At 63.5% G+C, this 13,617-nt stretch carries 13 protein-coding genes; 3 read left to right on the top strand and 10 right to left on the bottom strand.

Annotation, left to right across the window (positions count from 1 at the left end; translation table 11 throughout):
• Nucleotides 1-28: 28 nt before the first annotated feature.
• Nucleotides 29-493: a type II secretion system protein N gene (locus AC07PT_RS09825; RefSeq protein WP_494656573.1), complete on the top strand. Its 465-nt coding sequence runs from the start codon at nt 29-31 to the stop codon at nt 491-493.
• Here the strand turns inward: AC07PT_RS09825 and AC07PT_RS09830 are convergent.
• The 3 genes from AC07PT_RS09830 to ilvA are packed head-to-tail and all read right to left on the bottom strand — an operon-like array spanning nt 480 to nt 3,467.
• Nucleotides 480-1,073, bottom strand: a complete 594-nt coding sequence (locus tag AC07PT_RS09830; RefSeq protein WP_494656574.1) for a histidine phosphatase family protein — start codon at nt 1,071-1,073, stop codon at nt 480-482. The two genes, AC07PT_RS09825 and AC07PT_RS09830, sit on opposite strands and share 14 nt — an antisense overlap.
• The gene (locus AC07PT_RS09835; protein ID WP_494656575.1) at nt 1,070-1,885 is read right to left on the bottom strand and encodes an adenosylcobinamide-GDP ribazoletransferase; all 816 of its coding nucleotides are present in this window, start codon (nt 1,883-1,885) and stop codon (nt 1,070-1,072) included. Before AC07PT_RS09835 ends, AC07PT_RS09830 begins: the two co-directional genes overlap by 4 nt.
• Nucleotides 1,886-1,907: 22 nt before the next feature.
• On the bottom strand, nt 1,908-3,467 hold the full coding sequence (gene ilvA / locus AC07PT_RS09840; protein WP_492347367.1) for a threonine ammonia-lyase, biosynthetic: 1,560 nt from the start codon (nt 3,465-3,467) through the stop codon (nt 1,908-1,910).
• Between the two features lie 305 nt (nt 3,468-3,772).
• Between ilvA and AC07PT_RS09845 the strand changes: the two genes are divergently transcribed.
• The gene (locus AC07PT_RS09845) at nt 3,773-4,222 is read left to right on the top strand and encodes an OsmC family protein (RefSeq protein ID WP_492347366.1); all 450 of its coding nucleotides are present in this window, start codon (nt 3,773-3,775) and stop codon (nt 4,220-4,222) included.
• A 19-nt stretch (nt 4,223-4,241) separates the two neighbouring features.
• Here AC07PT_RS09845 and coq7 read toward each other — a convergent pair whose 3' ends face one another.
• Nucleotides 4,242-4,859 (bottom strand): 2-polyprenyl-3-methyl-6-methoxy-1,4-benzoquinone monooxygenase, encoded by a 618-nt coding sequence (coq7, locus tag AC07PT_RS09850; RefSeq protein WP_027478459.1) that lies wholly within the window; start codon nt 4,857-4,859, stop codon nt 4,242-4,244.
• A gap of 315 nt (nt 4,860-5,174) precedes the next feature.
• On the opposite strand from coq7, the gene AC07PT_RS09855 reads away from it, so the two are divergent.
• Complete coding sequence (locus AC07PT_RS09855) at nt 5,175-6,314, top strand: porin (RefSeq protein WP_494656576.1); 1,140 nt, start codon at nt 5,175-5,177, stop codon at nt 6,312-6,314.
• Between the two features lie 274 nt (nt 6,315-6,588).
• Here AC07PT_RS09855 and AC07PT_RS09860 read toward each other — a convergent pair whose 3' ends face one another.
• The 6 genes from AC07PT_RS09860 to AC07PT_RS09885 form a co-directional block, all read right to left on the bottom strand.
• Nucleotides 6,589-7,617, bottom strand: coding sequence for an ABC transporter ATP-binding protein (locus tag AC07PT_RS09860; protein WP_492347364.1), 1,029 nt, complete (start codon nt 7,615-7,617; stop codon nt 6,589-6,591).
• Nucleotides 7,614-8,597 carry an ABC transporter ATP-binding protein gene (locus tag AC07PT_RS09865; protein WP_494656579.1) on the bottom strand — a complete coding sequence of 328 codons (984 nt, stop codon included), beginning with the start codon at nt 8,595-8,597 and terminating at the stop codon, nt 7,614-7,616. Before AC07PT_RS09865 ends, AC07PT_RS09860 begins: the two co-directional genes overlap by 4 nt.
• 22 nt (nt 8,598-8,619) lie before the next feature.
• Complete coding sequence (locus AC07PT_RS09870; protein ID WP_492347362.1) at nt 8,620-9,531, bottom strand: ABC transporter permease; 912 nt, start codon at nt 9,529-9,531, stop codon at nt 8,620-8,622.
• Between the two features lie 68 nt (nt 9,532-9,599).
• The gene (locus AC07PT_RS09875) at nt 9,600-11,180 is read right to left on the bottom strand and encodes an ABC transporter substrate-binding protein (RefSeq protein ID WP_494656580.1); all 1,581 of its coding nucleotides are present in this window, start codon (nt 11,178-11,180) and stop codon (nt 9,600-9,602) included.
• A gap of 64 nt (nt 11,181-11,244) precedes the next feature.
• Nucleotides 11,245-12,477 carry a M20 aminoacylase family protein gene (locus AC07PT_RS09880; RefSeq protein ID WP_492347360.1) on the bottom strand — a complete coding sequence of 411 codons (1,233 nt, stop codon included), beginning with the start codon at nt 12,475-12,477 and terminating at the stop codon, nt 11,245-11,247.
• Nucleotides 12,477-13,457, bottom strand: coding sequence for an ABC transporter permease (locus tag AC07PT_RS09885; RefSeq protein WP_492347359.1), 981 nt, complete (start codon nt 13,455-13,457; stop codon nt 12,477-12,479). The genes AC07PT_RS09880 and AC07PT_RS09885 overlap by 1 nt, the downstream gene beginning before the upstream one ends.
• Nucleotides 13,458-13,617: the final 160 nt, after the last annotated feature.

The following is a 13,617-nucleotide window of genomic DNA, read 5'->3' on the forward strand; positions in this document are numbered from 1 at the left end:
TTGAAATCGCTTGAATCATAATCCGCACATGATGACATCTTCGACCTTGTCTCCGGCACAGCGCTGGGTGATCCGCGGCTCGTCCTTTACAGTCTGGGCGCTGGCCGCGGCATCGGCCGTGTTCTGGGGTCTGCGGCTCGCGCAACCCGCGCCGGTGCCCTCGGTCGAGGTGGCGGCGGGGGCCGCCCTGGAGGCTGACCCGGCCGCGGTGGCGCGTTTCCTTGGTGCCACCCAGGGGCCTGCTGCCGCGCTGCCCGGGGCCCCCGCCCTGGCCAGTCGCCTGAGCCTGATCGGCGTGGTGGCAGATGGTCATCAATGGGGCGCGGCCCTGATTTCGGTGGACGGCAAGCCTGCCCATCCTTACCGCGTGGGCACGGCGCTGGAAGACGGTGTGGTGCTGCTGGCGGTGGAGCGTCGGCGTGCCTTGCTGGGCCCTTCACGCGATGCCGAACCCACGCTGACGCTGGAGCTGCCGGCGCTCAAGAAGCCCTGAACGGCCTCTGCGTTGGGCCGGACGGGCCCAGATCCAGGCATTCGATCTGGCCGTAGCCGATGCTGTGGCTGGGCCAATCCCGGGCTTCGTGCAGCGTCTGGATGCCCTGGCGCAGCAGGTGCACGGCCCGGATCACCCCGGCGTGGGTGAGCCAGACGGCATGACCGCTGGCAGCGGTTTGGGCTCGGGTGTTGTGCAAAGCCTGGGCCACCCGGCGCATCACGTCGTTGACGCTTTCCCCACCGCCCGGCCGGTGGTGGCCGAAGTCTTGCACCCAGGCATCGAGCGCGGGGGCGCCCAGGGTGTCCCAGCGCTGCCCTTCCCACGAGCCAAAGTCCATCTCGGCCAGGTCGAGGTCGGTGCGGGCTATCAGATCCGGGCGGGCTTTGCACAGTTGTTGCGCCAGCTTTTCGCATCTTTGCCGCGGCGATACGCGCAAATGGGCGCCCGGTGGCAGTTGGCGAGCCAGGTTGATGGCCAACTCAGCGGTCTGGGCCGGGTCGACCTCGACGTCGAGGCGACCGTAACACAGCGAGTCGGCTGCCATGGGGCGGGCGTGGCGCACCAGCCAGAGCTTCATGTCAGGCTGGGCTGCGCCAGGGTGCAGGCCAGCGCCAGGTAGCAGGCCAGTTCACACACCTGCTGCGTGGCGCCCAGGCAGTCGCCGGTAAAGCCTTGCAGGCGGCGGGCGAACAGGCGCCACATCCAGCCCAGGGCCAGCACACTGCCCAGCAGGGCGGCCCCCACGAACACCGGGCCGAAAGCCCAGGCGCACAAGGCCAAGGGGGGCAGACACCACAGCCCGGCCACTCCCAGGGCGCCGGCGCTGATCTGATCGGCCAGCGGCTTGCTTTTGGATCGGGCGGTGTCACCCACATGGGGCAGTCGGCGCACCAGGATCAGGGGCCAGAAGCGTGACAGCACATGCCCCAGCAGCAGGGCGGCGAGGGTGTTGGCCAGGCCGGAGTGCCCCAGCCAGGCCAGCAGGGCCACCTTGGCCAGCAGGGCCAGTTGCAGCGCCATGGCACCGAAGGCCCCAACGCGCGAGTCTTTCATGATGTCCAGGGCCCGCTCCCGGTCGTAGCTGCCGCCCAGGCCGTCGGCGACATCGGCCAGACCATCTTCGTGGAAGCCGCCGGTCATCAGGATGGTGGCCAGGGTGGCGCCCACGGCGGCCACCAGCGGGGTGCCGGCCTGGGCGCCCAACACGCTGCTCAGGGCCCACCAGACGGCTGCAGCCAAGCCGGCCGCCAGCCAGCCGATGGACGGAAAATGGGCTGCGCTGGCGCGCAGCATGGCCGGGCTGTAGCCCACCCAGTTGGCCAGCCGGCCCGTGACCGGAATGCGGGTGAAGAACTGGACGGCCAGCAGCCAGTGGCGCAATCCCTTCATACCGGGTGCCGTGCCAGCATCGTCATTGCTGCAGGAACATGCGGTAGACCGGGTTCTGGGTTTCCTCGATGCAGGGGTAGCCCAGGCTGGCCAGGAAGCGGTCGAACGCCTTGTGATCGGCCGCAGGCACCTGCAGACCGACCAGAATGCGGCCATAGTCGGCGCCCTGGTTGCGGTAGTGGAACAGGCTGATGTTCCAGTTGGGCTTCATGAGGCTCAGGAACTTCAGCAGCGCGCCCGGGCGCTCGGGGAACACGAAGCGCAGCAGGCGTTCATCCTGCGCCAGGGCCGAGTGGCCGCCCACCATGTGGCGGATGTGCTCCTTGGCCAGTTCGTCGTGCGTCAGGTCCAGGGCTTCAAAACCCTGCTTTTTGAAGTTCTTGGCAATCTTGGTCGATTCGCCCGGGCCGGTGGTGGTCAGGCCCACAAACACGTGGGCACGGGCCGAGTCGCTGATGCGGTAGTTGAATTCGGTGACATTGCGCGGGCCGCCGGGCAGGTTGCCCACGGTTTCGCAGAAGCGGCGGAAGCTGCCGCGTTCTTCGGGGATGGTGACGGCGAACAGGGCCTCACGCTCCTCACCCACTTCGGCTCGCTCGGCCACGAAGCGCAGGCGGTCGAAGTTCATGTTGGCGCCGCAAAGGATGGCGGCGTAGGTCTCGCCCTTGGTCTTGTGGGTGGCGACGTACTGCTTGATCGCGGCCACGGCCAGGGCGCCGGCCGGTTCGACAATGCTGCGGGTGTCGACGAAGATGTCCTTGATGGCGGCGCACACGGCGTCGGTGTCGACGGCGATGTAGTCGTCCACCAGGCTCTTGGCCACGCGGTAGGTCTCTTCGCCGACCAGCTTGACGGCCGTGCCATCCGAGAACAGGCCCACGTCAGGCAACGTGACGCGTTTCTTGGCGCTCACCGACTGCATCATGGCGTCTGAATCGTTCATCTGAACGCCGATCACCTTGATCTCGGGACGCACCGCCTTGATGTAGTTGGCCACGCCCGAGATCAGGCCGCCACCGCCGATGGCCACGAACACCGCATCCAGGCGCCGCGAGCCCAGCCCTTGCAACTGGCGCAGGATCTCCATCGCGATGGTGCCCTGGCCAGCGATCACGTCGGGATCGTCAAAAGGGTGGACGAAGGTGAGGCCCTGCTTTTTCTCCAGTTCGACGGAGTGGCCGTAGGCGTCGGAGTAGCTGTCGCCGAACAAAACCACTTCACCGCCCAGACCGCGCACGGCGTCGATCTTGAGTTGAGGGGTGGTGGTGGGCATCACAATCACGGCCCGGGTGCCCAGTTTGCGAGCGCTCATCGCCACGCCTTGGGCATGGTTGCCCGCAGAGGCGCAAATCACACCGCGCTTGAGTTGCTCGGGCGTGAGGTGGGCCATCTTGTTGTAGGCCCCGCGCAGCTTGAAGCTGAAGACCGGCTGCTGGTCTTCTCGCTTGAGCAGCACGGTGTTGTGCAAACGCTTGCTGAGGTTGCGCGCGGGCTCCAGCGCGGACTCGACGGCCACGTCATAGACGCGTGCGGTGAGGATTTTTTTGAGGTAATCGGCCGGTTTGAGTGCTTTGACGGTCATTGCGCTAAAGAGTGTAGATCGCGCGGGGCCTCAGACTGGCCGCATCAGACGTCAGGAAAGCCCCGGGCGGGCCCAGATCATAGGGCACCAAGAAAAAAGCCCCGAGTCGTGAGACTCGGGGCTAAATCCACCAAAGGAGGAGGTGGAGGAGACAATCGGTGCGTGAAGAACAGAGTTCGTTACGCGATGTAGGAAGTGTAGCGATAATTTGTTGCGATGCAACAAGGAATTTGTATCAACTTGCTGCTGGCTCAGAACTAGTAGCGAGATTGATCCACTATTAGCTGATTTGATGAGGTGATGGCATGGAATGCACAGTGAGTTGGACTGGCGCGGCAGGCACGCGTTCGGGCATGGGCTTTGTGGCGGAAACCGGCAGCGGTCACGCGGTGATGATGGATGGCGCGCCAGATGCTGCCAAGCCTGAAAACGGGGGCCAGAACCTGGCCCCTAGGCCCATGGAAATGGTGCTGGCGGGCACGGGGGGGTGCACGGCTTACGACGTGGTGCTGATCCTCAAGCGGGGACGTCACGATGTGCGGGGGTGTTCGGTCAAGCTCAGCAGCGAGCGCGCCGACACCGATCCCAAGGTGTTCACCAAGATCCACATGCAGTTCACAGTGACCGGGCGAGGCATTCCGTCGGCTGCGATCGAGCGCGCCATCGCCATGAGCCACGACAAATACTGCTCGGCCAGCATCATGCTGGGCAAGACGGCCGAAATCACCACCGGGTTCGACCTCGTCGAGGTCTGAGCCCTGGCCCTGCAGCCGCTCAGATGTAGTGGGCGGTGCGGGTCATCACCTTGGCGGCCAGGCGCATCAGTGCTTTCGCTGGCGGCGGCAGTTCCACTGCGCCTGCCATTTGGGCCTCGTGGGCGTGGCGCTCTTCATCCACCTTCATCTGCGCCACGATGGCGCGTGAGGCTTCGTCATCTGCGGGCAGGCGGTCCAGGTGACTTTGCAGGTGTTCTGCCACCTGTTTTTCGGTTTCAACCACGAAACCCAGGCTGACTGCATCACTGATGCGTCCGGCCACCAGTCCCAGGGTGAAAGCGCCGGCATACCAGAGCGGATTCAGAATACTCACCCGGTCGCCCAACTCGTCAAGGCGCTGTCGCGTCCAAGCCAGGTGGTCGGTTTCTTCGTGAGCTGCGCGCTCGAAATGGGCCTTCAGTGCAGGGTTGCGTGTGGACGCTGCCTGGGCCGTGTAAAGGGCCTGGGCACAGACCTCTCCGACATGATTCACCCGCATCAGGGCGGCAGACAGCGCCTTGTCCTCCGGGCGTTCAGGGCTGCGGTCCTCTGCACGGGCCGGGTGGGGGGTCGCGCTGTGATGTTTGGCGTACAGCGTGCGCAATACCGCATCAGCGGTGCTGAGGAAGCGATCCATGGCTAGTGTCGGGCTGAGATGTCAGTCCGTTCCAGTGTTGTCGGCAAATTGGGCTTGAAGTTTAGTCCGTTGGGGGATCTCGGTGTTTGATCCTGAGCAGGAATGGGCTTCGTCGTTTTGTTGCACAGGTGCAACGAAATCGCCAGACAGGTCCGGTTTGGGGGTTATTTCCTTTGCGTGGATGCCGCACGTCTGTTGCAATAGCGAGAACTTCCATCAAGGAGGTTGGCCCGGGGAACCGGCGGATCGCAGTTGTGGCAGCACCCTGCGGTTCTTCGAACCGGCGCCCTATGTTTAACCTTGGAGAAACTCGCAATGAAAAAATCCCTGATTGCACTGGCAGTGCTGGCTGCTTCCGGCGCCGCTATGGCTCAATCTTCTGTGACCCTGTTCGGCGTTCTGGACCTGGGCTACGAAAACGTCAAGACCCAAGCTGGCCGCGTTTCCGGCATCTCTCCTTCGGCTAACAGCTCCAGCCGTCTGGGCTTCAAGGGCACCGAAGATCTGGGTGGCGGCCTGGCCGCTTCCTTCCACCTGGAAGCCGCTCTGAACCCTTCGTCGGGCATCGGTTCGTCGGGCACCTCCACCAAGAACCAAGGCGCTGATGTTGCCGCTGGTGGCCTGACCTTCAACCGTCGTTCCACCCTGAGCCTGTCGGGCAACTTCGGTGAACTGCGTATCGGCCGCGACTACACCCCGTCGTTCTGGAACACCGCTGTGTTCGACCCGTTCGGTGCTAACAGCGTTGGCGCCACCCTGGCCAACTACTCTGGCAACGGCCTGGGCCCGACCTTCGTTCGCGCTTCGAACTCCATCGGCTACTTCCTGCCGGGCAACCTGGGCGGTTTCTACGGCCAAGGCATGTACGCTTTCGGCAACCGCGCTGACAACGAAGTCACCGGCGGTCTGGACACCTCCAAGAACGGCACCTACACCGGTGGCCGCGTTGGCTACGCTCAAGGCCCGATCGATGTGGCTGTTGCTTACGCCAAGACCAAGTACGCTCCTGGCCGTACCGTTGACACTGGCCTGGGCTTCGCTACCACCACTGCTGGCGATTTCACCGACGTGAACTTCGGCGGCTCCTATGACTTCGGCGTTGCCAAGGCCATGGGCACCATCACCAACCAAAAGATCGCTACCGCCACTGGCGACAAGTCGGTCAAGGGTTGGTCCATCGGTGCTAACGCTCCCGTGGGCGCTGGCAACGTGCTGGCTCAGTACAGCGCGATCAAGCTGGACGGCGGCAAGTCTGACAAGTGGTCCTTCGGCTACACCTACAACCTGAGCAAGCGCACTGCCGTGTACGGTATCTTCGCTCGCGTCGGCAACTCTGGTGGCGCTGTCACCACCGCTGGCTCGTTCAGCTCGGGTTCGCTGAGCGCCGTTTCGGGTGCTGTGAACGCCAACCAATCGTCGACCGGCTTCGGCGTGGGTCTGCGTACCTCCTTCTAATTGGTGGCTGGCGTAAGCCAGCTTCTGATCAGAGATCAACCCTGCTGCGGCAACGCGGCGGGGTTTTTTGCTTTCTGAAGCCAGTGTCGGATGCCGGAGTCAAGGCAAGAGGGATGAGCTGACACCCGGAGCTCAGACAGGACATCATGGGCGGTCCGGTGGCGCTGTGATGTGGGGGCGCAATTGGGGGGTGATCAGGCCTGACGTGTCTCGTTTCAAGACAGCGAGAGAACGCTTGCCAAAACGAAATGGCGATAGCTTGTCAGTTAGGCTGTTAAAGCCGGTTTTCCGCTACCGCGTGGCAGGCCACCCAATGGCCCTCGCCCAGAACTTGCCACGCCGGCCGTTCGCTCTTGCAGCGCTCATTGGCATGGGGGCAGCGCGGGTGGAAGGTGCAGCCACCCGGAGGGTTGAGCGGATTGGGCACCTCACCCTGCACAGGCGTACGCGCTCGCCCGGTTTGGCGCATTTCGGGAATGGCGTCGAGCAGCATGCGGGTGTAAGGGTGACGCGGGGCTGCAAACAAGGTGTGTTTGTCAGCCCGTTCCACCAGACGACCCAGGTACATGACCCCCACTTCATCACTGACGTGTCGCACCACGGCCAGGTTGTGGGAGATGAACAGATAGGTCAGACCACGCTCTCGCTGCAGGTCTTTCATGATGTTCAACACCTGGGCCTGCACGCTCACGTCCAGGGCAGAGGTGGGTTCGTCACACACCAGAAACTCAGGTTCGGTGGCCAACGCGCGGGCGATCGAGATCCGCTGGCGTTGCCCGCCGGAGAATTGGTGCGGGTATTTGGGCATGTCCAGGGCGCTGAGTCCAACAGACTTCAGCAGGCCTCCAACGCGCTCGCGCAGTTCGGCTTCACCAGTGACCAAGCCATGTTCCCTCAGCGGCTCACCAATGATGGCCTCGACCGTCCAGCGTGGGTTGAGGCTGGCGTAGGGATCCTGAAAGATCATCTGGATGCGACGACGCAGCAGGCGCCCGGAGGGCTTCTTGAACTCGGCATGGGCATCTTGCCCGTCGAAGCTCATGTGGCCCCGGGTGGGTTCATACAGGCCCACCAGCAGGCGGGCCACCGTGCTTTTGCCGCAGCCGGACTCACCCACCAGGGCCAGGGTGCGTCCGCGCTCGATGTCAAAACTCACGCCGTCGACTGCATTCAGCAATTGCCTGGGTTTGCCTTCCAGCACCCGATTCAGCCAGGGCGCTGAGACATCAAAGGTCTTGGCCAGATCGTGGGCCTGTACCAGCGGTGCGGAGGTTCTGGACGTGTTGGGGGCGGGGCTGCTCATGCCGGGTCTCCATGGGGCGCTTGCGGTGCGTGCAGCCAGCAGGCGGCCTGGGTGCCTGAGGTGGACATCAGTTCGGGGCGTTCGGTGCGGCAGCGGGCGAACACTTGCGGGCAGCGGGGGTTGTAGGCACAGCCGGTGGGGATCGCGTTCAGGCGGGGCATGGCACCGTCGATCTGGTTGAGTCGCTCGCGATCGACGGCCATGTCCGGGATCGAGGCCATCAGGCCTGCGGTGTAAGGGTGATTCGGGTGGTTGATGACCTCGTGCACGGGGCCGGTCTCGACAATGCGGCCGGCGTACATCACCGCCACCCGGTCGCAGGTTTCGGCGATCACGCCCATGTCATGGGTGATCAGCATGACGGCGGCACCGCGTTCGTGGCAAATATTCTTGAGCAAGGTGATGATCTGGGCCTGGATCGACACATCCAGCGCGGTGGTGGGTTCGTCCGCCACGATCAGCTGCGGTTGGGCCGCCAATGCCAGCGCGATCACCACACGTTGCCGCATGCCACCGCTGAATTGGTGGGGATAGTGTTCGATGCGTTGCTCGGCCGCCGGAATGCCTGTGTCCTTGAGCAACTCGATGGCTCGCTTGCGGGCCTCTGCATGGTTGACCGGGAGGTGCGTCTGGATGGTTTCCATCAGCTGGTGGCCCACGGTATAGAGTGGGTTCAGGGACGTCAGGGGGTCCTGAAAGATGGCCCCGATGCGGCGCCCCCGGATGCTGCGCATCTGTTCAAAGTTGAGATTGTCGATGCGTTCGCCCTGCAGGATGATCTCGCCCGATGCAATGCGACCTGGGGGCTCCAGCAGCCCGATGATGGAGGCGCCCGTCAATGACTTGCCGGCCCCCGATTCACCCACCACACCCAGGATCTCGCCTGGGGCGATCTCGAAGGACACGTGGTCCAGTGCGCGCAGCGTACCGCGCCGCCCGGGGAATTCCACCACCAGGTCTTTGACTTGTAGAAGACTCATGTTTGCCTCGGCCTTGGCCAGCTCATCGCAGGCGCGGGTTCAGCGCGTCGCGCAACCAATCGCCCAGCAGGTTCACGCTCAGTGCAATCAGCACCAGCATCAGACCGGGAAAGACGGTAATCCACCATTCGCCAGAGAAAAGATAGTCGTTGCCGACGCGGATCAAGGTGCCCAGTGAGGGGGAGGTGGGCGGGGCGCCCACCCCCAGAAACGACAGCGTGGCTTCGGTGATGATGGCCGTGGCCACCTGGATGGTGGCCAGCACCAGCACCGGTCCCAGCACGTTGGGCAGCACGTGGCGGACCATGATGCGCCAGGGCGACACCCCCGTCACCCGCGCCGCCTGCACGTATTCCTTGTTTCGCTCGACCAGGGTCGAGCCGCGCACGGTTCGCGCATATTGCACCCAGCCGGTGAGCGAGATCGACAGGATCAGTACCCCGAACGCCAGCGATTCGTGGGCATTGGGAAACAGCGCCCGGCCCACCCCGGCAATCAGCAGGGCCACGAGGATGGGCGGAAACGACAGCATCACGTCACACAAACGCATCAGCAAGGCGTCGATCCAGCCACCGCGAAATCCTGACAACAGTCCCAGGGCCACGCCCAGGGCCATCGACAGAAAAACCGAGGCAATGCCTACCACCAGCGAAATCCGGGCGCCATAAATGACGGCCGACAGAATGTCCCGCCCCTGGTCATCGGTGCCCAGCAGGTACTTGGAGACCCCGTCGGGGCGCCAACTGGGCGGCAACCGTGCATCACTGAGTTCCAGTGCGCTCAGGTCAAAGGGGTTGTGTGGCGACACCCAGCCGGCAAAGGCGGCACAGAAGACGCAGACGAAGGCGATCAGCGCCGCCACCACGGCCACCGGAGAGCTCCGGAAGCTGTGGCCGACGTCGCTGTCAAGCCAGCGTACCAGGGGATTTTTCATGTTCTGACGCTCAGAGCCCCAGCCCGTGCAGGGGCTGGGGTGGTGCGGATGACCGTTGGACTGCCTGCTTACTTGGCAATGCTCATCCACTTGAAGGGCATGAAGTTGTCGGCCAATTGCACCAGTTGCACCTTCTTGCTCACGCCCCAGGCCAGCGATTGCTGGTGTAGCGGGATGTGGCCCACGTCGGCGTTGTGGATTTCAAAAGCCTCGCGGATCATCGCGTTGCGCTTGGCTTTGTCGGTCTCGGCCTGGATCTTCTTGGTCAGGTCGTCGACCTTGGGGTTGCAATACGCGCCCAGATTGAACTGACCGGCCCCCTTGTCGTCCACGCAGGCCACCAACGCATTGAGCGCGTTGTGCGAATCGTAAGTGGAGGGCGTCCAGCCCAGCATGTAGAACGAGGTGTCTCGGCGCAGGATCTTCGGGAAGTAGGTGCCCTTGGTCTCGGCCTGCAGGTTGATCTTCACGTTGATGCGGGCCAGGTTGGCGGCCACGGCCTGGCAGATGCGGGCGTCGTTCACATACCGGTCGTTGGGGCAGTTCATCGACACTTCAAAGCCACTGGGGTAACCCGCTTCGGCCATCAGCTTCTTGGCGGCTTCCACGTCATACGGCAGGCGCTTCATGTCAGGCTGAAAGCCATTGATGCCCGGGCCCACCAGCAGGGCCGAAGGATTCGAGGCGCCGCGCATCACGGTCTTCTTGATGCCGTCGATGTCGATGGCCTGGTAGAAGGCCTGGCGCACGCGCTTGTCCTTGAACGGGTTTTTGCCCTTGACGTTGGAGTACAGCAGTTCGTCGCGCTTCTGGTCCATGCCCAGGAAGATGGTGCGCAGTTCGGGGCCGGTGATGGCGCGGGTGTTGGGGCTGCTGTTCACGCGTTCGATGTCTTGCACCGGCACGGGTTCCATCACATCGACCTCGCCAGACAGCAAGGCGGCCACGCGCGTGGCATCGTTGCCGATGGGGGTGTAGATGATGTCGGTGGCATTGCTCTCGTTCTTGCCCCAGTAGCTGCCATTGCGCGAGAAGGTGGTGCGCACATTGGGTTGGCGCTCACGCAGGCGCCAAGGACCTGTGCCATTGGCGCGGAACGACGCCGCGTTTTCAATGCCCTTGCGGCGGTCCACCGGGCCCACGGCCTGGTTCGCCTCGCACCATTTCTTGCTCATGATGTACACCAGCGACACCACATCGGGCAGGATGGGGAAGGGCGTCTTGGTTTCGATCTCGACCACATGGTCATTGATCTTGCGCACCTCTTTGAAGTCGTTCGTGTAGCTCTTCATGTCCGAGCCGTCCATCTGGGTGCGCTTGAACGAGAACAGCACGTCATCGGCCGTGAAGGGCGAGCCATCGTGAAACTGAACCCCCTGGCGCAATTCAAAACGCCACACGGTGGGGGAGGTCTGCTTCCAGGCCGTGGCCAGCATCGGTGCCAGGCTCAGGTCCTTGTTGCGCCCCACCAAGGGCTCGTAGACGTTACCGGTCACGCTCAACTGCAGCGACTCGTTGAGCGAGTGCGGGTCCATTGACAGCGAATCCCCCTGGTTGGCGACTCGGATGGTCACGCTCTGGGCGGCCACAGAGCTTGCCCCCAGGGCCAGGGCGGCAGCCAGCGACAGGACTTGAAGATTGAATTTCATCGGAAGCTCCTCGGATAGAGAGTCTTTGAACGCAGTTGCGGGGTGAAAAATCAGGTGAAGGCCATCAAACGGCCGCGGTCAAGGGCATGCCTTGTTCGATCAGTCCCGCGTGCAGGGCCGAACCCAACGGCAGGATCTCGTCATTGAAGTCGTAGCGGTTGTTGTGCAGGTAGCCGCTGCTGTGCGAGGTGCCCTGCCCGATGCGAAAGTAGGCACCGGGTTTGACCTGCAACATGAAGGAGAAGTCTTCGGCCCCCATGCTCGGCTCCAGGTCCCGCACCACGTGGTCCTTGCCCACCAGGTGCTGGGCGACGTCACCGGCAAAGCGGGCTTCGGCCTCACTGTTGATGGTGGCGGGGTAGATGCGCTCGTAGTTCACGCTGGCCGTGGCGCCAAAACCCATGGCGATGCCGCTGCAAAGCTCGTTCAGGCGGCGCTCCACCAGGTCTTGCACCTCGGGTGAGAAGGTGCGCACCGTGCCCACCAGCGTCGCTTTGGAAGGGATCACGCTCATGGCACCCAGATCGCCCGCTTGCAGCGCGCAAAGGCTGATCACCGCGCTGTCAATGCCACGCACATTGCGCGACACGATGCTTTGCACCGACGTGATGATGTGGCCGGCCACCAGCACCGGATCGATCGTCTGGTAGGCATGGGCCCCATGCCCGCCGCGCCCATTGACCTCAATGGTGATGCGGTCGGCGGCGGCCATCATGGGGCCTGGGTTGATGCCGATGGTGCCTGCCGCCATGCCCGGCCAGTTGTGCATGCCGTACACCGACTCGACCGGAAAGCGCTCGAACAACCCGTCGTCGATCATGGCCTTGGCGCCCGCGTAGCCTTCTTCACCCGGTTGAAAGATCAGGACGGCAGAACCATTGAAGCGCCGGGTTTCGGCCAGGTAGCGGGCGGCGCCGATCAGCATGGCGGTGTGTCCGTCGTGCCCGCAACCGTGCATCAGCCCGCTCTTGGTGGAGCGCCAGGCAAAGTCGTTGTGCTCGGCCATGGGCAGGGCATCCATGTCGGCGCGCAGGCCCATCAGCCGCCCGCTGTCGCGGCGCTGACCATGGATCACGGCCACCACGCCGGTCTTGCCCAGGCCTTCATGGATCTCGTCGACCCCGCACAGCTTCAGGGCCTCGCGCACGCGGGCGCTGGTGTACACCTCTTCAAAGCCCAGCTCAGGGTGGGCATGCAGGTCACGGCGAAAGGCAGTCAGCTCGGGGTGGAAGCGGGCAATGTGCTCAAACGCGCGGCCGGTGGCACGCAGACGAGGTACGCCGGTGTCGGTTTTCATCAATGACCTCCGGAGCGGCCGGTCCGCAGGCGCGGATCAACCAGGAAATACAACAAATCCACCACCAGGTTGATCACCACAAAGATCAGGGCAATCAGGCACAGGTAGGCCGCCATCACCGGGATGTCGGCAAACGTCACGGCCTGGATGAACAGCAAGCCCATGCCGGGCCACTGGAAGACCGTCTCGGTGATGATGGAAAACGCAATCAGCGAGCCCAGTTGAAGGCCTGTGATGGTGATCACCGGTACCAGGGTGTTTTTCAGCGCGTGGCCGAAGTGGATGGTGCGGTTGGACAGGCCGCGGGCCCGTGCAAATTTGATGTAGTCGGTGCGCAGCACCTCCAGCATCTCGGCGCGCACCAGGCGCATGATCAGTGTCAGCTGGAAGATCGCCAGCGTGATCGACGGCAACACCAGGTGGTGCCAGCCATCCACCGTCAGCAGGCCGGTGCTCCACCAGCCCAGGCTGACTGTCTCGCCGCGTCCGAAGCTCGGAAACCAGCCCAAGCCCACCGAAAAGCCCAGGATCAGCAAGATGCCGATCAGAAAGGTGGGCAGTGACACGCCCAGCAGCGAGACCGTCATCAGCAACTGGCTGCCGAAGCTGCCCCGGCGCAGTGCGGCGTAAACCCCCATCGGCACCCCGATCGCCACGGCCAGCACCGCGGCCACCAGGGCCAGCTCGAGCGTGGCCGGAAAGCGCTCGCCAATCAGGCGCGACACCTTGGCGCCCTGGCGCAGGCTCAGGCCGAACTCGCCCTGGGCTGCGTTGAGCAGAAAACGCCAGAACTGCACCACAAAGGATTGGTCCAGCCCCAGAGATGTGCGCAATTCCCGGATCTGGTCAGGCGTCGCGTCCTGCCCCAGCAGGAACACCACCGGATCCCCGACGAACTGGAACAGCATGAAGGCGATCAGGGCCACGGTGATCATCACCAGTACGGCCTGGGCCAGTCGACGCAGAATGAAGGCGAACATCAGAAATTGGTAACAACCAGCAGGTATTGAATGAACATGCTAGCAGAGCAATTCCTGTGCCGATACAGGGAATCCCATCACGCGAGTGGGCCCCTGTTGCCCTTTATGATGCCGCCCCCCGAACCATGGAGCGCTCACTGAATGAAGTGTTCAGTGGCGG

The sequence above is a fragment of the Curvibacter sp. GW821-FHT09D12 genome (assembly GCF_059416245.1).